The sequence below is a fragment of the Chondrinema litorale genome (assembly GCF_026250525.1).
Lineage (GTDB): Bacteria > Bacteroidota > Bacteroidia > Cytophagales > Flammeovirgaceae > Chondrinema > Chondrinema litorale.
Window position 1 is genome coordinate 202,490 of record NZ_CP111046.1, and the last position, 21,539, is coordinate 224,028.

Annotated in this window: 17 protein-coding genes; 9 read left to right on the plus strand and 8 right to left on the minus strand. The window is 35.4% G+C overall.

The genetic code is table 11. From position 1 onward, the window contains the following. Positions 1-6: 6 nt before the first annotated feature. The 3 genes from OQ292_RS25750 to OQ292_RS25760 form a co-directional block, all read right to left on the minus strand. Positions 7-873: a DNA/RNA non-specific endonuclease gene (locus tag OQ292_RS25750; protein WP_284687061.1), complete on the minus strand. Its 867-nt coding sequence runs from the start codon at positions 871-873 to the stop codon at positions 7-9. Between the two features lie 4 nt (positions 874-877). Beyond that, positions 878-1,624: a hypothetical protein gene (locus OQ292_RS25755; RefSeq protein ID WP_284687062.1), complete on the minus strand. Its 747-nt coding sequence runs from the start codon at positions 1,622-1,624 to the stop codon at positions 878-880. Positions 1,625-2,010: 386 nt separating this feature from the next. Continuing rightward, positions 2,011-4,455 carry a TonB-dependent receptor gene (locus OQ292_RS25760; protein ID WP_284687063.1) on the minus strand — a complete coding sequence of 815 codons (2,445 nt, stop codon included), beginning with the start codon at positions 4,453-4,455 and terminating at the stop codon, positions 2,011-2,013. A gap of 192 nt (positions 4,456-4,647) precedes the next feature. Here OQ292_RS25760 and OQ292_RS25765 point away from each other — a divergent pair, with 192 nt between their 5' ends. From OQ292_RS25765 to OQ292_RS25775, 3 genes are all read left to right on the plus strand, one after another. Continuing rightward, positions 4,648-5,202, plus strand: coding sequence for a TetR/AcrR family transcriptional regulator (locus OQ292_RS25765; RefSeq protein ID WP_284687064.1), 555 nt, complete (start codon positions 4,648-4,650; stop codon positions 5,200-5,202). A gap of 26 nt (positions 5,203-5,228) precedes the next feature. Continuing rightward, positions 5,229-6,209, plus strand: coding sequence for a beta-ketoacyl-ACP synthase III (locus tag OQ292_RS25770; protein WP_284687065.1), 981 nt, complete (start codon positions 5,229-5,231; stop codon positions 6,207-6,209). Between the two features lie 369 nt (positions 6,210-6,578). Further along, complete coding sequence (locus tag OQ292_RS25775; protein ID WP_284687066.1) at positions 6,579-6,980, plus strand: hypothetical protein; 402 nt, start codon at positions 6,579-6,581, stop codon at positions 6,978-6,980. Positions 6,981-7,043: 63 nt separating this feature from the next. On the opposite strand, the gene OQ292_RS25780 is transcribed toward OQ292_RS25775, so the two are convergent. The 5 genes from OQ292_RS25780 to OQ292_RS25800 all read right to left on the minus strand — a co-directional run bounded on the left by OQ292_RS25780 (position 7,044) and on the right by OQ292_RS25800 (position 9,555). Continuing rightward, complete coding sequence (locus tag OQ292_RS25780) at positions 7,044-7,577, minus strand: hypothetical protein (protein ID WP_284687067.1); 534 nt, start codon at positions 7,575-7,577, stop codon at positions 7,044-7,046. A gap of 101 nt (positions 7,578-7,678) precedes the next feature. Next, entirely contained in the window at positions 7,679-8,410 is a 732-nt protein-coding gene (locus tag OQ292_RS25785) for an IS630 family transposase (RefSeq protein ID WP_284686463.1), read from the minus strand. Beyond that, positions 8,407-8,688: a helix-turn-helix domain-containing protein gene (locus OQ292_RS25790; RefSeq protein WP_284686462.1), complete on the minus strand. Its 282-nt coding sequence runs from the start codon at positions 8,686-8,688 to the stop codon at positions 8,407-8,409. The genes OQ292_RS25785 and OQ292_RS25790 overlap by 4 nt, the downstream gene beginning before the upstream one ends. A gap of 46 nt (positions 8,689-8,734) precedes the next feature. Further along, a complete protein-coding gene (locus OQ292_RS25795) occupies positions 8,735-9,199 on the minus strand; it encodes a hypothetical protein (RefSeq protein ID WP_284687068.1) in 465 nt (154 codons plus the stop codon). 53 nt (positions 9,200-9,252) lie between these two features. Beyond that, positions 9,253-9,555, minus strand: coding sequence for a DUF1330 domain-containing protein (locus OQ292_RS25800; protein WP_284687069.1), 303 nt, complete (start codon positions 9,553-9,555; stop codon positions 9,253-9,255). Positions 9,556-9,978: 423 nt separating this feature from the next. On the opposite strand from OQ292_RS25800, the gene OQ292_RS25805 reads away from it, so the two are divergent. The 6 genes from OQ292_RS25805 to OQ292_RS25830 all read left to right on the plus strand — a co-directional run bounded on the left by OQ292_RS25805 (position 9,979) and on the right by OQ292_RS25830 (position 21,483). After that, entirely contained in the window at positions 9,979-10,560 is a 582-nt protein-coding gene (locus OQ292_RS25805) for an RNA polymerase sigma factor (RefSeq protein WP_284687070.1), read from the plus strand. Between the two features lie 78 nt (positions 10,561-10,638). Further along, positions 10,639-11,682: a FecR family protein gene (locus OQ292_RS25810; protein ID WP_284687071.1), complete on the plus strand. Its 1,044-nt coding sequence runs from the start codon at positions 10,639-10,641 to the stop codon at positions 11,680-11,682. Positions 11,683-11,867: 185 nt separating this feature from the next. After that, entirely contained in the window at positions 11,868-15,470 is a 3,603-nt protein-coding gene (locus OQ292_RS25815; protein ID WP_284687072.1) for a SusC/RagA family TonB-linked outer membrane protein, read from the plus strand. A gap of 27 nt (positions 15,471-15,497) precedes the next feature. Continuing rightward, entirely contained in the window at positions 15,498-17,015 is a 1,518-nt protein-coding gene (locus OQ292_RS25820; protein WP_284687073.1) for a SusD/RagB family nutrient-binding outer membrane lipoprotein, read from the plus strand. A 33-nt stretch (positions 17,016-17,048) separates the two neighbouring features. Then, the gene (locus OQ292_RS25825) at positions 17,049-20,990 is read left to right on the plus strand and encodes a LamG-like jellyroll fold domain-containing protein (protein WP_284687074.1); all 3,942 of its coding nucleotides are present in this window, start codon (positions 17,049-17,051) and stop codon (positions 20,988-20,990) included. A 19-nt stretch (positions 20,991-21,009) separates the two neighbouring features. After that, positions 21,010-21,483 (plus strand): hypothetical protein, encoded by a 474-nt coding sequence (locus OQ292_RS25830; RefSeq protein WP_284687075.1) that lies wholly within the window; start codon positions 21,010-21,012, stop codon positions 21,481-21,483. Positions 21,484-21,539: the final 56 nt, after the last annotated feature.

The window sequence follows — 21,539 nt, forward strand, 5'->3', positions numbered from 1 at the left end:
TTTTATTTATAGCTTTTTCGGGTTTTTGTGGTAAATCACACAGCTATAAAACGTTTTCCCACTTCCATCTTTCTTCATTACATACTTAAAATCTTTAGATCTTTTTTGCATTCTTTGCAACTGTTTTTCACTTCCCCAAAATTCTAATTGCTGCCTAAAAGCTACCGGCCTTTTTGAACTGCCTTTATAGATTACATCTACTTTGTAATTCTTTACCTGTTTTCTGTTTTTGCGAATGAGGTTTTCTACCGATGCAAACCTTCCTGTATTTAACTTGCCAGCTTGTGCGACAATATTTAAAGCACCAGAATTACCGCCTAATGAATGTGCGATTAGGTGCCCGCCATGATCAACGCCTTTAATGCCATCTTTAGCCATCGCTTTGGCGTTTTCTCTGGCTCCTCGCAGTTGGTGTCTGTTAATAATTGATTTGGGAATAGAGCTAATTTCTGCAGAAACTACTCTCGCCATTTTATCTGTTCTAAATATAGAGTTTTCAATTTTGTAAGTAGTATTTGGAAACAGACGTGCATCTAATAATGGGTTCACTAATTTTTTGCCCATAAGCGGGAAAGAGGTAATTACCTGATGTTTTCCATTTTTTACAATTTTACCTAAATATTGATTTTCCCTATCGTAAATACTTATCGAGAGCTTGTTAGCTTTAAGTACAAAGCCATTATCGGTACTCCATTTTTTTAGGGTAGAGCTTATTGGTAGTTTTCGTACAACTTTAGAAGTTTTGTCTTCCAGATCAGATTTTCTGAAAAAGCTCTCTATGTATTCGACGATTCCGTCTAAAAACTTTCTTTCTTGTATACTGCTACAAGAGGCAAGTAAACACAACAGACTAATGATAATTATCCTCCTCATACATTCAATTATTATTCAGATTATCAATGATTTGTTTTTCTGCTTCTTTAAATATGTCGTTTTCGATAGTATGCTTTAGTTGATTTTCAGCGGGATCGCCTTTAAAAAAAGTAAAGATTAAAAACCCTAAGAAAAATGCCCCACTGGTTCTTTTTAATATTTTGGCTTTGAGCGAACTTACTCTTTTACGTCTTTGCTTGCTCCATCGTTTCCAGCCACCTACTTTAAATTGATAAGAGATGTACAGGAACAAACTGATACTTACCAGTATAGCACCAACTATAAACTCTAGCGCTTCTTCTGCCAAAAAACTTAAGAATGAAATACCGACTCTGTGCGCATAAATTTTCACTTGCTTTTCGCCACTTATACCTGCTATTTGAATTTTTGATGGTTCTTTTTCGAGTGCGATAAAGGCTGCCTCTAAATGCGTTTGCACGATCTTGTTTACTTGGGCACTATCGTAAATGGCAAGCCAAATCCGAGTCGATTTTTCTAGCATGCTTTCTTCCCCTAACCAGAGATAATCGCGTACATTTCTCCAACCTAAAAAACCAGAAGTAGCCTCAATGGAATCGTTAAAAGCGGTGTAGGTTAAATCTAGATAACTGTTTATATCTCGACTAGAAAGCTGAATGGTATTCTTTTTTACATTGTCTTTGTAAACAGAATCTTGATACAAGATAGCCTGACAAAAACAGCTAATAGAATTAAAAAGTACTAGGATTAATGTTAATCTAAGCGGATTCATTTGGTTGTTGCTAATTATATTTTGGTTAACATGTTTTGCTTTAAATAATTGTCAATGCAAAGAAACAGACTATTCTTAGTTTCTGTTCATTGTAATTATTTTAAGCGTGCAAATATATATTTCTCTTTTAGAAGTTCTTTCACCCTAAAGATTTTAATAAATTATTCAGATGAATATATCTATAAATCCATATATGATTTCATAAATATACTATTATATGGAATATATTATGGCAAATAAGAGGATGTATTGGATATTAATTTGATATTGTAATTGTAGAGGGAGGGTACTTTTAGAAAAGTATCCAACTAATGCATGGGTATAAAAAAATCCTTCCCTAAGATAGGAAAGGATTAAACTTAAATATAATATACCAAATGATTTAATTAAAATCTAAAAGCAAAGCTGGCTAGGATGTTTCTCGTCATTTGAGGGTTAATGGTAGACCAGCCTTTGTAATATTTTTGGTCGCTCAAGTTGTTTACATTTAGCGCAATTCTGTATTTATCTGCTTCGTAGAAAATGCTTGAGTTTAGAATGGTATAGCTTGGGAACATAAAATCACCTGTAGCTTCGTAGTTGATCGCGTAAGCTTCACTAGCATAGTTAAGACCGAAACCTAAACCAAAACCTTTTAGAGCAGTATTCCCTTGAAATTTATAGCTTGTCCAGAAATTCACCATATCTTCAGGACCTGCTGCAAGTGGTCTTTTTCCTACGAGATTATCTGCATTTAAAATCTCACTATCGTTGTGGCTGTAACCTAAAATTACATTCCAACCATTTACTGGGTTTGCAACAACATCTACTTCAAAACCTTTACTTTCTACTTCACCATCTTGTATGCTATTGTTAATGTTGTTAGGGTCAGACATTACTTGGTTAGAAACTGTAATATCGTAGTAACTAATGGTTGTAGTAATCTTATTGTCAAGCAAGTTTACTTTCGCACCTACTTCAAACTGATTTGCTCTTTCTGGATCGAATTGTTTAATTCTTGGGTTGCTTCCATCAGCATCGGCTACTGTTTGTGCAGCCACATTTTGGAAACCATTCATGTAGTTAGCAAAAATAGATACCTTGTCTAGTACTGGTTGGTAAGTAATACCGAATTTTGGAGATAATGCAGTTTGGTCGTCGTCATCATCTTCTGGGTCACCTTCGAATCTGTCTACACGTAAACTGGCCATTACAGATAAGTTAGGTGTAATATTGATCACATCTGAGATGTATGCACCAAAAACTCTATTTACAGATTCTGAATTAGAAACTACAGCACTATCTAGTAATGCATCCATTCCCGGTTGAGAAAGAATACCACTATCGTAATTTGGTACTTCGGTTCCTCCATATACTACATTATATACCATTTCAGACGGATCATTCCCCATGTAAACTAAACCATTAGCTACATAACCAGTGCTATTATTAATAGTCTTCGCTTCCATGTAATCGAAACCTACCACCATTCTATTTCTGATGGTACCGATTTTGAAATCACCAATAAAGTTTTGTTGAATATCGGTAGAAAGAATAGTTGCATTTTGTTTACTTACTAAGCGTTGAAACACAGAACCATCTGAGATGTAAGGAGCAAATAGGTGAGTATATTCATACAAATAAGAATAATAACCATCTGTTTTTGCAGAACCTGTGCTAATTGCTGTTTGAGAGGTCCAAGCATCAGAAATTTTATAGTTTGCCTGAGCTTGAAAACTCAAGGTAGGATTCTTAATAGTTAAATTATTACTCGTATACGAGCGGTTATAATCGTAACCTAAATCATCTATATTATCTACAGTTAGCGGATTAGAACGATTTAAGAATAACATAGTAGGGTTGGTTTGTTCTCCTTGTAAAAATTCAGTTACAACAAGAAAAGACAAACGGTCAGTAGCTTTATAAGATAGCGTAGGGGCAATAAAGAAAGATTCTTTCATACCCGCATCTTGAAAACTGTTTTGTGTATGGTAAGCAGCATTTACTCTTAAAAGTGCTTTTCCTTCACTATCTAAAGGTGTATTTACATCAGCAGTAATTCTGTTTAATCCGTAGCTACCATTCGTATAAGATATTTCTCCTCCGAATGTTTCGTAGGGTTTTTTAGTAACGATGTTGATTAAGCCACCATAAGAAATTAAGCTACTTCCGTATAATGTGCCAGATGGACCTTTTAATACTTCTATTCTTTCGATGTTTGCTGGGTCTGGACTTCCGTTTGTAAGTGCAGGCAATCCGTTTAACATGGTTGGTTGAATGCTAAAACCTCTCAAAGAGAAATAACCAGCACCATCGCCACCTCTACCAGTAGACTCCCAAAGTTTTTGCAAACCAGGTACGTTGTTTAAAGCATCGTCAAAGTTGGTTACAGCTTGCTCTTTTAATAAAAATGCTGATACTACATTATAAACTTGTGGATTTTCTAAGTTACCTAATGGCAATTTAGATACATATGCGCTAGATTCTGTATAGAATTTATTGGTTTTGTTTCCTTCGATTACAACCTCAGACATTAATTCCGATTTTTCGGCTAAGGTCAAATTAGAAAGGCTAGTAGTGGCACCATCTGTTACTGTTACCTTAATTTCTTGGCTGTTATAACCCAAATAAGAAAATAGTAAAGTTTGATTTCCTGTTGGTACCTCGTTTAGTTTGAAAGAGCCTGTGTTGTCAGTTTGGGTTCCTATCTTCTTTAAACCTTTTACTATAATGTTGACACCTACTAATGGGTTGTTTGATTCGTCAGTTACTTTGCCAGCTATATTCCCTGATTGAGCTATGGCATTTATGCTTGCTATCCCTAGTAGAAATAACAGTGTGTAGAATTTCATCTCTTATATTAATTTAGACTAATTATAAATAAATATATCGCAAAGATATTATTAGATCCCAAAAAGCGAAATACAAGCTGGAGAAAATTGAAATATTTTATAATTAATCTGAGGTAGCAACTCTAGTTAAGCATAAATAGGTTTTATGAAAATTTATTTTAACGAATGTTAAATAAAATAATATATTTGTACATGCCTAAGATTTTGACAAATAGAAAAATATTACTAAAAGCATCATTAAAGGTGTTTTTAAAAAATGGGTATTACCATACCTCTTTTCAAGATTTAGCGAAAGCGTGCAATATCAAAAAATCGCACTTCTATTATTATTTCAGTAATAAAGAAGACCTAATGAAGGAGGTGTTGGTTTATGCGCATACATATGTAAAACAAAAAATTTTTAGTTTGGCTGATCAAGAAAATAAGTCTGCTAAAGAAAAACTGAACGATATTTTAAACCAGCTAAAACAGCTTTACTATAATCATCATTACGGTTGTTTAATGGGGAATACATTGTTAGAGTTATCTGGCAAAGAACCCAATATAGAGAAAGTAATTACTTCTTATTTTGATGATTTTAAGCAAACCCTCACTTCCATATATAAAGATAAGAATTCATCTGAAGCACCAGAAATTTTAGCCAACGATACCATAGCCAAATTGCATGGAAATATCATGTTTATGAAGCTTTATAAAGATCATTCTTATCTAGAAAATGCTGCTAGACAAATCTTAGAGCAGTTTTAATTTTTTTAAATTAACATTAAATAAAAATGAACGCGAAAATTGATTCTATTGGAGTTTATGTGCCCGAAAATAAAATTGATAATACCTATTTTGAAAAAATTCTAGATACAAGTCACGAATGGATAAGTTCAAGAACCGGTATTAATACCAGATATTTTGCTAACGAAAATGAGTACACAAGCGATTTGAGTATGAAGGCAATAGAAAATCTGGTCGAAAATTATGATAAAGATTTATCTGATGTTGATTTTATTATCGTCGCTACCAGCACACCAGATCAAGTAATGCCAAGTACAGCTAGTCAAATACAATACAGATTAGGTATTAAAAATGCAGGTTGTCTCGATTTATCTGCTGCATGTGCTGGATTTACTTATGGAGTTATTCTGGCAAAGGGCTTAATCGCTACATCGGCCTATAAAAAAGTATTGGTGATTGGTGCAGAAACATTGTCTAAAGTGTGTGATTATACAGACAGAGCAACTTGTATACTTTTTGGCGATGGGGCAGGAGCAGTTTTGGTAGAAGCGTCTGAAAGCAACCATTTATATAAACCGCTTACAGCAACCGATGGTGCTCATGGTAAAGATTTATACTTGTCGCAACAACCAGCACCAGTTAGTGGAGAAGTGATTGACTCTAATGGCAAGGTGCATCAAACTGGTAGAGTGGTTTTTAAATGGGCAGTGGGAACTTTAACCCAAAAGCTAGAAGAATTGGCTACATTAAATAATACTACTTTTGAGGCTATCGACTGGCTTATTCCACACAGTGCCAACATAAGAATTTTGGAAGCAGTGTGTAGCAATTTGGATATTCCGACAGATAAATGCTTAGAAAGTGTAAGAAATTTTGGCAACACTTCGGCAGCTTCTATTCCTTTAGCTTGGCATAGTGGCATCGAGTCTGGCAAGATAAAATTAAACGATGAGCTTTTACTTGCTGGTTTTGGTGGAGGTCTTACATTTTCGGGTATTTGCTTAAATAATCAGATAGAGAAAAAGTAAAAATAAGTATCAGTTATTATTGCCTTGTAGATTGCTTCAATTTATAATAAAATTGGAGTAATCTTACATTTACCAAATTATGATTATGTAAATAGAAAAATCTCAACAATGTACTTCCTGAAATAATAGAAAGCATACCCTAAAAACCAAGAAACTTAACTCAGGCTTGGCTATAACTATAAAAAGGTATTTCGGGGACTTAATAGTTAAAATTCCGGCTAATTTACTTCATCTAGAAATTAATTCTATTATGGTATAAAATAATTCAATTTATTACAAGTTTTATCTCCAAAACACACGAATATCTGTGTCACTAGAGCAGATTTTTTAGAATTAATTTTTCTGTTGTAATAAAAATAAGTCTTAGTTATGGTTCAAAGTAAAAAACTGTTTTTCAAAGAGTCTCATGTAATAGTTGAGCATGATGAAGAAGATAATATTCTTTTTACAAGTTGGATAGGTTTTCAGAAGCCTGAAAAGATTATAGCTTCTGGTAAAGAAATCTTGAAGATTTACAAAGATTTAAATTGCTCAAAGCTATTTAATGATAATAGCGAAGTTACTGGCCCTTGGAACGGTGCAGCAGAGTGGGTAAGAGATGAGTACTTTCCTAAAATGATTGAATATGGCATGAAACAATTTGCTTGGGTGATGTCTCCAAGTATTTTCGCCGAAGTTTCTGCCAAAAAATCTATGATGGAAACAGATGTGATTAAAACTTTTAAAGATCGTGATAAGGCAATTGAATGGTTGAGAACAGGAGGAGTTTAATTTATCTAAATATATTTTACAAAAGGCAGTTTTGGCTATTAGAGCTAATGCTGCTTTTTTGTTTTAGTAAACTATCATTTTTAAAGCTACAGTCCTGCACCAGTTTATGATTTCTCCTTGTTTGTTTAATTCTAAGTGGAAAGTAACAAATTTATCTTTGTGCTCTTCATAGATATTTACATAAACACGATCTCCCTTTTCTTTTACAATATGAGGACTTGTGATCTGTAATTTTGGGAGTTTGTTGCTATACTGTTTTTTGATTCGAAATTGCTGTATATCTGCTTGCCTCAAGTCAAGCTCAAAATGTTGCGAATCGATGGAAAGTTGTTTATTTATATAAGGTTGGAGTTCTTCGAAGTTTTTATCCCTGCCAAAATAAATATTTTCTAAGCAATGAGGAATATTAAATATGTGATGTAATTCTGCCACATATCCACATATATTAATTCTTTTATCTACAGGATAAGCTTTTAAAATTTGGGTTTGATAAAAATCAAAAACTAGCTGCTCGTAGAAAGGTTCTTTTTGCTGTGCAAAACATAAACTACTAATGAGTATAAAGCTTAAAGTGGATATGTAAAGTTTGGGTTTCAAAATAGTGTTTCTGTTAGTTATTCTTGTAAAACGGTTGAGTTAATTATCTCTTTTAGCTCGTCAATCATAGTCAACATTCTGTTTTTTTCGATAGTAAGTAGTTAAGAAAAAGAAATCGAGTATTTAGATCCATAATTCTGAAGAATTTCAATAATTTTTTGGTATAGTGTATTTTGAGATTGATAATCGTTCGGTTCTAACCAATAATATTTCATCTGTCTCCATAATATCTCTATTTTATTGAGTTCAGGGCTATAGGCAGGTATAAATTGTAGGTAAAGTCCTTTTTTGCGCCATTCGACTAACTTTTCTTTTACAATCTTTGCCTTATGCACTGGGGCATTATCTAATATTACTATCGTTTTTTTATTGATTCTTTCGCTTAAATTAGACAATACTTCAACTACTGTTTTTGCAGTACATGCCTCTGGCATCATATAACCGTAAAAGCTTTGACTGTGGATATTAAGCGTACCTAAAACTGTCCAATTAGTTGAGCTGCGTTTAGCAGGAAGCAAAATTTGCTGTCCTATTGGTTGCCAACCATAGGGCACATTTGGATTTAAGTTAAAGCCCGATTCATCCATAAATATCAAGTCTATTATTCCTTGTTTTGCTTGTTGTTCTAGGTAGCTTAATTCCGATTTGAAAAACTCAAAAAGTACTTCATCTCTTTCTGGTTTTAAGCTCTTTCTATAGCGTTTCCATACCAATCGATGCCTCTTGAAAATACCCTTTAATGTTTGTATATGGCAACTTTTACCTGTACTAGTGATCACTTCTTGAAGAAATACTTTTATCCTTTGGATGCCCAAACAGGCTTTTTGGATCATTTTTTTTCTTCTGTTTCTGTATAAATACGCCTACGACCACTTTTAGGAAGATTAGCAAGATTGGTCATTTTTCCTTGATCCCATCGGTTAAACCAACGAGATATTGTATCACGATTTACTTCTAATATATCTACAATTTGCTCCATAGTATAGCCTTTTATACTCAGCAGTAATCCTTCTATGCGAACAGATTCCTGTCGACTCATTGGTTTTTTTAGTTGAGATTTTAATAAATCAACTTCTTCTTTACTTGCTTTGATAAATCGGTGTTGTCTCATAACACAAAGCTATCTATTTTTTAAATACTTTATTTCTTTTTTGTAGTTACTTAATTCCAATTACAGGTATTAAAAGTACTGGTGCTATGGCAACAAACATTATTGGCGGAAAAATAATTGTTGCAGAAATAACTGCTAATAGAAAAAATGAAATAAAAAGAGTGGTTCCAAGAGGTAGTTTTCCAATTATAGTAATTGTATTGTTTTTATTAATTACACCCGTTCCTTTAAAAGGGAATGGAGTATTCAACCTGAAACTAAATATTCTAAATCTAGATAAAAAGTAAATTCTATTATTGGGCGAGAAATAAAACTTACCTTCTTTTCTTTTAAGCTTTAAATCATTAAGCTGCTTAATATTATTAGTTGGTATTTCTATAGTTCGTTCAAATGCAGTAATACCATTTTCAAAAGCAAACTTTGTAAATGAATAAAGTAAGAATGTTTCTATAATAATTATAAAAAAAGATAGCATACCACCAATTGCGAAAATTGTTACAAAGTAAATCATCAAATTCTATTTGTTTAAAATAACAACTTAAAATGAGTACTAAGATTTCCAACTCACATTTTCTTTCCTTTTACAAGTAACATAGTCTTTACAGATTCATTTTTTAAGTGAATAAAATTGAGTCTAGCATCATCATGCATAAACTGATTTAGTTGCTCTTCACTTTCGAATGAGACAAAGTGGATTTCGTAAGGTTTTTCTTCTTCACCAGAAATAAAATCTTCTTGTTTAGGCCTAAGTCTATAAATAAGCTTACCACCGTGTTTTTCCATTAAAGGAATTGCATGACTTTCGAATTCTAAAAAAAGTTCTTCTTTGCCTTCTTGTATAAATATTAACTGGGTTATGTAAATCATTTAGGTGTTATTTAATAAATGCATTTTCAGCTTTGAGACTTTGCGAGCGTAAACTAAATCTACTTAAACCTATTATAATTTAATACATGTTTAAGATATAATCTTATAGTAAAAGATTATAAACCATCTCATTGCAAGAGCCAGTATTTTCTGTTAAATTAAACTTTTGGTATCTGGTGATAAACATATACAATATATCTGTCAAATTAAATTCATTGCTGCAAGGCTCAGAAATAAGAATTAGATAATAAACAACCACTAAACCACCAACAAATATTATTTTATCATTTTTCTAGTTCACAAATACCACTAATATTTAGAACTATCTTAACAATTTCTTAAATAGTCTGAAAGGCATTTATGATAGTTTAAAAGATATATTTGTATGGCATGCCGGATTTTTAGAAAAAGCAAACTATAATCTTGGAAGATTTAATACTTATTCAGAAAATTAAAAAAGGTGATCAACATGCATTTGATGCATTGTTTAACAGGTACCACAAGCAATTGTGTTATTTTGCTTTTATGTACGTGTCAGACAGAGAACTGGCTGAAGAAGTTGTATCTGATGTTTTTCTAAAAGTTTGGGTAAAACGCGAAAAAATTCAAATCAAGAGTAATGTAAAGGCATATCTTTATACCATTACCAGAAATATTATATACGATTCTGTTTCTGCTAAATCTGTAAAATTTGCCGAGTTAACAGATCAGCATTATCAGGAAATATATACCCGAGAGAGTCCTGAGCGGACTTTAATCCACAAAGAGTTGGATGCAGAAATCAATAGTATTATAAATAAATTACCTACCCAGTGTCGCATTATATTTATGCTAAACCGACACGACGGATTGAAATACAGAGAAATTGCCGAGCTGCTAAATATTTCTATTAAAACCGTAGAAAACCAAATGGGCAAAGCACTTAAAATCTTAAAAGGGTCTCTTATTTACATTCTTCATATTGCTCCAATAGTCCTTTCTCAGTGTATAAATTTAATTTGGTAATACATACTTAATAATTACTTAACAACCTGAAATAGGGGTAAAACTCTAAAACTGCCGTCTTACCTAACAAAAAGCAGAATGAACGAAAAGGTAGATTGGACACTTTTAGCTAAGTTTTTTGCCGGAGAGGCAAATGAGCAGGAAAAAGATGCAATTGCAGTTTGGTTACAAAATCCTGAAAACAAAAAGGAATTTGATAAAGCCCGTGCTGCATGGGAAGGGAATTTTAAAATGGATATATCTTTCGATTCTGATAGAATTAAAAGATTGCTTAGCGAAAAGATCAATCTGCATGAAATGGAACAAGCTGCCGAGCAAAAAGAAGCTAAGCAGTACCAATTGTATCAGGAAAAGCAAAAGAATAGCAAGCAATTTTTGAGCATAGCTGCAACTGTTATTATGTTGATGCTAGTAGGCTTGGGTACTTATAATTACTTTTTATCAGCACCTAAGGAAGTCAAAAATGAATTGGCTTTGATAGAAAAGAGTAATCCTAAAGGAAGAAAAAGCACCATTAAGTTGCCAGATGGTTCTACGGTACATTTAAATGCAGAAAGTTTAATTAAAATTCCAGAACATTTTGCAGCCAACAAAAGAGAAGTCTACTTAGAAGGGGAAGCTTTTTTCGAAATAGAGCGAGATGAAAACAGACCTTTTTTAGTACACTCTGCTGATATGGTTACCAGAGTATTAGGTACTTCATTTAATGTAAAAGCTTTTCCAAGCGATAAGATTTTCGAGGTAGTTGTTGCCACTGGTAAAGTAGGAGTTTCTAACCTAGAAGCAAATGAACCATCTATAGTCTTAGTACCAAACGAACAAGGTTCTTTTAATAGAAATGACATTCAATTCTCTAAAAAAGAAGTAGACATAAAAAGATTTTTATGCTGGAAAGATGGCATTCTACTTTTTCAAGATGAAAAAATTGGCAGCATAATTCCCGAACTAGAAAGGTGGTTTGGTGTAGAAATTACTGTAAAAAATAAAGAGATCGAAGAGAAAAAATTTACTGGAGAGTTCGAAAATATGTCTCTTGAACATGTACTGAAGGGCATGAACTTTAGTCTTGGGTTCGACTATAGTTTTGAAAACGATACTGTTATTTTATTCAATAAAAATTAAGACTATGAAGCTAAATTTTACGAAGAACTTAATCGATCAATCCAGTATGGATTCAAGATAATATTACAAGCGAGATGCTATGATTTAATCTTATTTTAAAATACAAGCTATCAAGCTAATCCCGGGAGTTTGACAAGGCAATTTAATTTCTAACTAATTTTTTAATGATGACTTAAAGTTTCATTATGGACAAAAAATTTTTACTCAATTTTGAGTGTAGGACGCTTTATCCCGTTCTCACAGGAATATTATTATTTCTATTTTTTTCTACTGGCTTACAAGCTTCTGATAATCAGGTACCGAGCATCAAAGATGTTTTTGTTAGTTTGAATATCAAGAATGCAACTCTCAAAGAGTTTTTTATCGATATAGAAACCAAGACAGAATTTAAATTTGCATACGATCCAGACGTAGTTCGAAGAAATAAAGAAATCTCTAAATCGGAAGACAAAAAATCGCTATACGATTTATTGTATGAAGTAGCCGGAGAATACGGATTGCAATTCAAACAAATCAATAAAACCATTTTTGTAAAAGTACTTAATAACAAAGTACAAGTTACCGAACCTGTAGAGATTGATCTTTCTGCCAGACAAGACAGATTAATACAAGGGCAAGTAAACGACGAACTTGGAAATCCACTACCGGGAGTAAGTATTTTGGTAAAAGATTTAGGCAAAGGAGCCATTACCAATGTAAATGGTATTTATAAATTAAATGTACCTGCAGGCAGCAATGTGCTAGTTTTCTCTTATGTAGGCTACATCGCCAAAGAAGTTGAGATAGGTAACCAAACGGAGATCAATGTTCAGATGGAATTAGACGATACCCAGTTGGACGAAGTAGTTGTAACAGCACTAGGTATTGAACGTGAGAAAGAGCAATTGGGCTATGCTACTCAAAGTCTAGATGGGAGTGATATTAATGAAGCGCGAGAAACCAATTTTGTGAACTCACTTAGCGGTAAAGTTGCGGGGGTAAATATTGTATCAAACTCTTCTGTAGGTTCTAGTTCTAGAATTACCATTCGTGGAGAATCTTCTTTACAGTTTCAGGGTAACCAACCACTATTTGTAGTAGATGGTGTGCCAGTTGGTAACGATGCTGTACAAAATACAACTTCGGCAGATTATGGCAACAGTGCTGCTGAATTTAACCCAGCCGATATAGAATCCATCAACGTATTGAAAGGGCCTGCGGCTTCTGCTTTATATGGTTCAAGGGCCGCAAATGGCGTAGTTGTAATCACCACTAAATCTGGGAAAAATACGAGAGGCATTGGTGTGAGTGTAAACTCAAGTGTAACTTTCGAAGACATTTTAATTATGCCTAAATTCCAGAATGAATTCGGGCAAGGTTCAAGTGGTTTGTTCGAAGGTTCTAACTTTGGTTATCAAGGAAATTTAGATTTGTATCCAAATGGTATTCAAGATGGTTACGATGAAAGTTGGGGCCCAAGATTAAACCAAGGGCCAAACAGAGCCCAATTCGATTCACCAACTTTAAATGGATATAGAGGTGGAGATGTATATCTTAGAAACCGAGGAGAAATAATACCAACGCTTTGGATTTCACAACCAGATAATGTTAGAGATTTCTTCGACATTGGAAACACTTTTTACAACAACTTTGCTGTATCTGGTGGTAATGAGCACGGAAACATCAGGCTTTCTTATACCAATCTAGATCAAAAAGGAATTGTACCTAACAACGACCTTAAAAGACATACCATCTCTATTAACTCTGGCTATAAATTTACAGACAAGTTTTCGGCAAACATGGCTGCGAGTTATGTAAAAACTAACAGTACAAACCGACCAGATCAAGGATATGGTAGAAATACGCCTATGTATTTTATGTTGTGGATGGGTCGCCAAGTAAATATGAATAGCTTGAGAGACTACTGGCAGCCCGGTTTAGAAGGTATTCAGCAATATCAGTATAATTATGGTGAAAACCACAACAACCCTTTCTTCTATCAATATGAAAATACTTCTGGTCAAGATAAAGATCGTTTGTTTGGTAATATTTCACTCAATTATAAAATTCTAGACAACCTTACTTTAATGGTAAGAGGTGCTACTGATCTTTATAATGATTTTAGACCTCAAAAAATGGCTGTTAGCACTGTAAGTGTACTAAATGGTAGATATACAGAAGCCAATTTCTACTTCCAAGAAGTAAACACAGATTTCCTTTTAACCTACGATTATAGCAAGAGAGAAGACTTTGGATTTTCATTATCAGTTGGTGGCAACAGAATGAATCAGGAGAAACGAAACGAATCGACTACAGCTCCTGAATTATTGATTCCTGGCATATACAACCTTGGTAATACCGCAGCAGATTTAACAGTTTCTTCGAGCAGATCATCTAGAAGAATAAACAGTTTATATGCACTTGCCAGATTCGATTATAAAAACACAGTTTTTCTTGATGTAACTGGCAGGAACGACTGGTCTAGTACTTTACCTGCTGGCAATAATTCATACTTCTATCCGGCAGTTTCTTTAAGTACAATTATAAATGAAATTTTAACTTTACCTGATTTTGTAACACTTATCAAACTTAGAGGTGGTTGGGCACAAGTAGGTAATGATACAGGTCCTTATCAGTTATACAACTCTTATGGTTACCAAACTCCATGGGGCGATGATTTAGCACTGGCAGAAAACAGCTCGTTAAAAAATCCTCAATTAAAACCAGAGTTAACTACTACTTACGAAGTAGGTGCTGAATTAAAATTCTTTGATAGTAGATTAGGTTTTGATTTAACTTATTACGACATCCGCTCTAAAGATCAGATTCTACAAGTACCATTAGCAGAAACTACAGGTTATGGTTCAAGAGTGATTAATGCTGGTGAAATTAAAAACCAAGGAGTTGAAGTTGTAGTTAACGCCACTCCAATTAAGCTGCAAAACAGTTTTAAATGGGATATAACTTTAAACTTTGCAAAAAACATAAGTGAAGTAGTAGAACTAACTGATGGTATTGATGCAGTAGTACAAACATCTCCGGGTGAAGAAGCAACAGTAGAAGCCAGAGTAGGAGAAAGAATGGGTGCCATGTACGGTCCGGGATTCGTTCGTGTAGAAGAAGGCCCAATGGCTGGTGAAATTATAATTGGCTCTAGTGGTTTGCCGGTTAAAACTTCAGACCTCGGAATGGAGCCTGTTTATCTGGGTAACTTTAATCCAGACTGGACAGGAGGTATCTACAACAACTTCTCATTTAAAGGTTTTTATGCAGGTATTCTTTTCGATGTTCGCCATGGTGGTAAATTCCTTTCTAGATTTTTTAACAAAGCAATGGGAGCCGGTCAGCTTTTAGAATCTGCTGAAGGAAGATCAGCTAGAGCAGTTGGTACAGAATACGACGATCCTTATTACCATGCAGGTGCAGTGGATATGGGCGATGGAACTTACGAGCAAAACCTACAGATTTTTGATGGCACTTATAGTGCGGGTATTTATGGTACAAGTGCGAGAAACTTCCATAAAAGTTATTACGACCATAACTCAGAGTCTCAGATGTTCGATGCGTCTTTTGTAAAACTTCGTGAGATTAAAATTGGCTATCAGGTACCAAATGCAATTATGGGTAACCTGCCATTTAGAAATGTGTCGGTATCATTTGTAGGTAGAAACTTAAAACTGTGGACAAATAACCATCATTTCGATCCAGAAACTGGTGCAACTACAGGAAGCGGTCTGGTTCCGGGTTTCGAAAACATGAGTATTCCTAGTACCAAAAGCTATGGGTTTAACCTCAGCTTCAATCTTTAATAAATCAAGAAATTAAAAATAGAAGATATGAAAAATTCTTGGAAAAGAAGGCTATGGGCTTTTATGCTGGTACTTATACTTAGTGTTACAGCAGCCTGTACCGATGAATTTGAAGAAATTAATACCAATCCAAACGTACCAGAAAGTGTAAACAATCCCGGTTTATTATTGCCGTCGGTAATTAGAAGTACGCTAAACGACCATTACACTGGCTCATGGAGAAGAGGTGCAATTGTAGCCGATTATCTGGCAAACCAATTCGTAAGTGCTTTCGACTGGACACCTTCAGATGCTTCAGATTATTTTCTTTGGAGCTTTTATGGAGATATGCGAAATGTTCAAAACATCATCGATATTTCAGAGGAGTATGGTTACGAAAATTACAGAGGTATTGCATTAGTTTATCGTTCATTTTTGTTTCAATCGCTTACAGATATTTATGGAGATATACCATTTACTGAGGCGATAAAGGCAAAATCTGATAATATTAACTTCCCAAAATACGACACACAGGAAGAAATTTATGCAGGTTTATTGGCAGATTTAGAAGAGGCTAATAGCATTCTTGGTTCAGGAACAGAATCGATTACGGGAGATATTTTATTTGATGGAGATTTAATGAGTTGGAGAAAATTTGCGAACTCACTTCAATTAAGAATCTTGTTGAGACAATCAGACAGAGTCGATCCATCAGCAGGTATGCAAAAAATCTTGAACGACCCTGATACTTATCCGATTTTTACATCACACGAAGATCAGGCAGCTTTGCAATATTTAGATGAATTAGGAAATGAGTTTCCGAGATACCGAGTAACAACTTATGGTGGTTCTACCCATTTATCAACTACGCTCGAAACATATTTAAAAGACCTAAATGATCCGAGGTTAGTAGTTTTTGCTTCGCCAACTCCGGCTACGGCAAGTGCAAACGTAAAAGAGTATGCGGGCGTACCAAACGGAATAAACAACGAAGATACTTACAATGGAGGTTCGGCTTATCAGTCGCCTCCGGGTTTGTTGTGGGCACCTTTGGTTTACAGTGCAGAAGCTTCACCAACAGCGGCTCAAAGTTTATTAATGACCTATTCTGAACTACAATTTATTTTGGCAGAATCTGTGGAGAAAGGTTATATTACTGGCGATGCTGAAGCTTTTTACCTAAGCGGAATCGAAGATCAGTTTGATTATTATGCGAGTAGAATTCCTGAAAACTTCACTTATCCTCAAGTGGCAGATGTAATGCCTGATGCTTCTTACTACACACAAGAGTTAGTGGCTTATGAAGGTACAACAGAAGAGAAATTAGAAAAGATTGGCATTCAGAAATGGCTGGCACTTTTCAACTGCGGTTACGAAGGTTGGTCAGAATGGAGAAGAACAGGAATTCCTGATATTGTTCCTGGGCCAAATAGCTCAGGTGCAGTTCCACTTAGACATTTCTATCCGCTATCAGAAGGAAATCTTAACAAAGCAAACTATGATGTGGCTAATGCCAGACAGGGTGGCGATTTATTACAAACCAGAGTTTGGTGGGATGTTGATTAAACTAATTCAAACAAATGCTGATCAATTTCAATTATGAAACTTAAGATATTAAAAATATTTATTCTAATTCTAGGTCTTACGCAGTTTGCATTGGCTCAGGATCCGGTAGTATATCTACCATTAGATGAGAACTTGGAAGATGCTAGTGGAAATGGTTTACATGCTACAGATGAAGGAACTGAAAGTACAACTTTTGTAGAAGATTCTGAGCGTGGTATGGTGGCTAGTTTTCCACTTGCTGCTCATGCACAACTTCCTTTAGATAACAAACTTGCCTTTGGTGTAGGTGATTTTAGCTTTGCTTTCTGGATTAAGATAGATGCAAATGTTTCTATTCCGAGTGACCCTTCAATATTTAGTAATAAAGACTGGGGTAGTGGAGGAAATACAGGTTGGTTGGTAGCATTAGACGGAGCAGACGATCCTGGCTCTCACCAATGGACAGTAAACGTATCTGATGAAGGTGATGGAGGCCGTCTAGACTGGGATGCAGATGACAATGGTGCTGATGGCTTAAAAGATGGAGAATGGCATTTTGTTGCAGTAGTTTTCGATCGTGACGCAACTATGAATGTGTATGTAGATGGAGAATTAAAACAAGCTGATGAAGCAGACAATTCAAAAGATTTGACTTTAATTCCTAATAGTCTCGATTCTGGTTTGCCAATTACCATTATGCAAGATGCAACAGGAGCTTACAGTGCAGACTTTGCTGCTTTGCTAGACGAGATTCTGATTTACAATAGAGTAATTACTACCTCAGAAGTAACAGAATTATTTAACAATGGCTACTCAACAGAAGTAGATCCAACTTTTGGAGCAAGTTTCTATTTGCCTTTAGATGAAGATTTAAATGATGCGAGTGGAAATGAATTACATGCGACTGATGCAGGTACAGAAGGCACCAGCTTTGTAGAAGATTCTGAGCGCGGTATGGTAGCAAGCTTTCCTAGTGCTGCTCATGCGCAACTTCCTTTAGATAATAGTTTGGCAGTGGGAGAAGGAGACTTTAGTTTTTCTTTCTGGATTAAAATGGATGCCAACATATCGATTCCGAGTGATCCAGTAATTTTTGGTAACAAAGACTGGGGTAGTGGAGGCAATACTGGTTGGTTGGTTGCTTTAGATGGAGCCGACGATCCCGGCTCTCACCAGTGGACAGTAAATATCTCTGACGAAGGAGACGGAAGCCGTCTTGATTGGGATGCAGACAACAACGATGCTGTTGGTTTAAAAGATGGTGAATGGCATTTTGTGGCAGTGGCTTTCGATCGCGATGCAACCATGAATGTCTATGTAGATGGTGAGTTAAAGCAAACCGACGAAGCAGACGATTCAAAAGACATGACTTTAATCCCTAATAGTCTCGATTCTGAATTGCCAATTACATTAATGCAAGATGCAACAGGCGCTTACAGTGCAGATTTTGCTGCTTTAATGGACGAAGTTCGCTTCTGGAAAGGGAAAGTTTTAAGTAGCTCAGAAGTTACAGCACTTTATAGTTTTGTACCATCTCCGGCAGAGCAAGATGCTTCATTTAGTGCAGATGTATATTTACCTTTTGATGGTGATTTGAATGATGCCAGTGGTAACGGCTTAAATGCAACAGATGCTGGTACAGAGAGTATCGCTTTTGAAGAAGATAGCGAAAGAGGAACAGTTGCTAATTTTGCTTCAGCGGCACATGCACAATTGCCTTTAGACGATAAACTGGCTTTTGGAGAAGGAGATTTTAGCTTTGCCATGTGGATTAAGATGGATGCGAATGTGTCTATTCCAAGCGATCCATCAATTATTAGTAATAAAGACTGGGGCAGTGGTGGCAATGTTGGTTGGTTGGTTGCATTGGATGGAGCCGATGATCCGGGTTCTCATCAATGGACAGTAAATGTGGCAGATGGCAGCGAGCGTCTCGATTGGGATGCAGACGAAAATGGTGCTGCTGGTCTAAAAGATGGAGCTTGGCATTTTCTTGCTGTTACTTTCGATAGAGATGCTACTTTAAATGTATATATGGATGGAGAGTTAAAGCAAACCAGTGAAGATGCTAGTTCTAAAGATCTTACTTTAACACCAGCTACATTGGATTCTGGTTTGCCGATCACCATTATGCAAGATGGAACTGGCGCATACAGTGCAGACTTTGCTGCCTTGGTAGACGATTTAAGAATGTGGAAAGGCAAAGTACTTACAGCCAGTGAAGTTTCTGAAATATATGCTTTTGTACCAGCTTCTGGCAATGGTGGTAGCGACGATCAAACATATGGTGCGCAGGTTTACTTACCGCTAGATGAAAACTTAAATGATGAAAGTGGTAATGGATTGAATGCAACCGATGCGGGGACAGAAGCAATTACATTTGGAGAAGATAGTGAAAGAGGTATGGTAGCATTTTTTGAATCTGCTTCTCATGCGACATTGCCTTTAAGTTCTACATTAGAAATTGGTGATCAGGATTTTAGCATCGCTTTTTGGATAAATATTGATGCAAATATACCTGTACCAAGCGATCCTTCAATTATTAGTAATAAAGATTGGGGTAGCGGTAGTAACCCAGGTTGGTTAGTAGCATTGGATGGTGCAGACGACCCTGCTTCTCACCAATGGACAGTAAACGCAGCAGACGGTACAAACCGCCTCGATTGGGATGCAGACAACAACAATGCTTCTGGTATTAAGGATGGTGAATGGCATTTTATCGCCATTGCTTTTGATCGAGACTCTACCATGAATGTATATGTAGATGGTGCCTTAAAACAGACAGATGAAGCGGAAGATTCTAAGAATTTAACTTTGCTTACTGAAAGCATGGATTCGGGTTTGCCAATTACCATTATGCAAGATGGAACTGGCGCTTACAGTGCCGATTTTGCAGCTATGCTAGATGATGTCAGAATTTGGGTGGGAGAAGCAATTACTTCGCAAACTGTTTCTTCTATTTATAATCCATATGATAAAGCATATGAAGCAGATGTTTTCCTTCCATTAAATGATGATCTGAACGATATAAGTGGTAATGGCTTAAACGGAACTGATGCTGGTAGTGCAGCTACTACTTTCGTAATTGACGATACAAGAGGTTATGTAGCTGAGTTTCCGGTTGCTGCGCATGTTCAGTTACCAGTAGATCCATTGCTAGATTTCGGTACAGAAGATTTTAGTGTTGGTTTTTGGGTGAGAATAGATGCCAATGTTGCTATTTCTGGCGATCCAGTAATTATCGGTAACAAAGATTGGGGCAGTGGTGGCAATCCGGGTTGGTTAGTGGCGCTTGATGGCGCAGACGATCCATCGGCCCATTTATGGACAGTGAATGTGGCAGATGAAGGAGATGGTCGTTTAGATTGGGATGCTGATGACAACGGAACAGCAGGTTTAAAAGATGGAAACTGGCATTTTGTTTTGGTAGCTTTCGATCGTGATGAGACAATGAAAGTGTATTTTGATGGAGAATTAAAGCAAACAGATGAAGCAGAAGACTCGAAAGATATGTCTATAGTACCGGGCGATTTACATGCAGGTTTACCACTTACCATTATGCAAGATGCAACAGGTGCATATTCAGATGATTTCTCTGCCAGACTCGATAATATTAGAATTTGGAAGAGAGTAGTAACCGCTTCAGAAGTTTCTACCATTTATGCCGAAGACGAAGGTAACAATGGAGGAAATAGTGGAGATGGAGAAATTATTCTAGCAACCGATGATGTATTTGAAGCAGGTACTTTAGTGGCTTATCCTAACCCATTTAACAAAGAAGTAAGCATCTCATACATACTTAATAAAGCTGGATTTGTACATCTGTCTATTTATAATCAAGCAGGGCAAGAAGTAAAAAATCTGGCTAACAATATGCAGTCTGTAGGTGAGTATAGCTTCCAATGGGATGCTACTGAATTTAATTCGGGTTTGTATTTCTACAGATTAAAAACTGCTGATTCAGTAAAAGCAGGCAAGTTATTATTGATTAAATAAGCATCTAAATATTATTAAAATGAGCTATTTAAAATTCATATTAAAATCATTACTAAGCATTGCCATTATTAGTTTATTAATTGGTTGTGATGAAGATAAGTCAAGCGATATTCTTCAAATAGAATTAGATGAGCAACAAGCAGCAGCAATTGGTATTAGAGGAAAATGGGGACAGGTATCAGATGTTGAACTTCCTTTTGGTACTACTCCAACTGTACTCGACGATTTGGTTGTTGAATTCAGAATCGATAATGATTACCGACCAAGTACATTTACAGTAGATGGTGCAGAATACTTTTTTGATGCAGAAGATGCAACTTGGAGTTGGGAAGAAGGTTCTTCAGAAAACATTGTATTAAGCAATGTTACACCAATTACTTCTATTAATGTGCTAAAAGATGAAAGTAAAATCAGACTGGTTTTTACCTATTCTAATGGCAGAGTTACGGGTTTGGGAGAGTATGGCTGTACGCTCACCAAAATTGCCCCTTGATATTTTGTAAATTAGGCTAAAAGTAAAAAATGCTTTTAGCCTTTATTTTTTTATTT

Excerpts from the sequence above, each read along its gene's own strand:
- OQ292_RS25820 (WP_284687073.1), top strand. The coding sequence starts at position 15,498 with ATGAAAAATTCTTGGAAAAGAAGGCTATGGGCTTTTATGCTGGTACTT.
- OQ292_RS25810 (WP_284687071.1), top strand. The coding sequence starts at position 10,639 with ATGAACGAAAAGGTAGATTGGACACTTTTAGCTAAGTTTTTTGCCGGA.
- OQ292_RS25770 (WP_284687065.1), top strand. The coding sequence starts at position 5,229 with ATGAACGCGAAAATTGATTCTATTGGAGTTTATGTGCCCGAAAATAAA.
- OQ292_RS25795 (WP_284687068.1), bottom strand. The coding sequence starts at position 9,199 with ATGATTTACTTTGTAACAATTTTCGCAATTGGTGGTATGCTATCTTTT.
- OQ292_RS25760 (WP_284687063.1), bottom strand. The coding sequence starts at position 4,455 with ATGAAATTCTACACACTGTTATTTCTACTAGGGATAGCAAGCATAAAT.
- OQ292_RS25825 (WP_284687074.1), top strand. The coding sequence starts at position 17,049 with ATGAAACTTAAGATATTAAAAATATTTATTCTAATTCTAGGTCTTACG.
- OQ292_RS25830 (WP_284687075.1), top strand. The coding sequence starts at position 21,010 with ATGAGCTATTTAAAATTCATATTAAAATCATTACTAAGCATTGCCATT.
- OQ292_RS25790 (WP_284686462.1), bottom strand. The coding sequence starts at position 8,688 with ATGAGACAACACCGATTTATCAAAGCAAGTAAAGAAGAAGTTGATTTA.
- OQ292_RS25800 (WP_284687069.1), bottom strand. The coding sequence starts at position 9,555 with ATGATTTACATAACCCAGTTAATATTTATACAAGAAGGCAAAGAAGAA.
- OQ292_RS25765 (WP_284687064.1), top strand. The coding sequence starts at position 4,648 with ATGCCTAAGATTTTGACAAATAGAAAAATATTACTAAAAGCATCATTA.
- OQ292_RS25755 (WP_284687062.1), bottom strand. The coding sequence starts at position 1,624 with ATGAATCCGCTTAGATTAACATTAATCCTAGTACTTTTTAATTCTATT.
- OQ292_RS25750 (WP_284687061.1), bottom strand. The coding sequence starts at position 873 with ATGAGGAGGATAATTATCATTAGTCTGTTGTGTTTACTTGCCTCTTGT.
- OQ292_RS25775 (WP_284687066.1), top strand. The coding sequence starts at position 6,579 with ATGGTTCAAAGTAAAAAACTGTTTTTCAAAGAGTCTCATGTAATAGTT.
- OQ292_RS25815 (WP_284687072.1), top strand. The coding sequence starts at position 11,868 with ATGGACAAAAAATTTTTACTCAATTTTGAGTGTAGGACGCTTTATCCC.
- OQ292_RS25785 (WP_284686463.1), bottom strand. The coding sequence starts at position 8,410 with ATGATCCAAAAAGCCTGTTTGGGCATCCAAAGGATAAAAGTATTTCTT.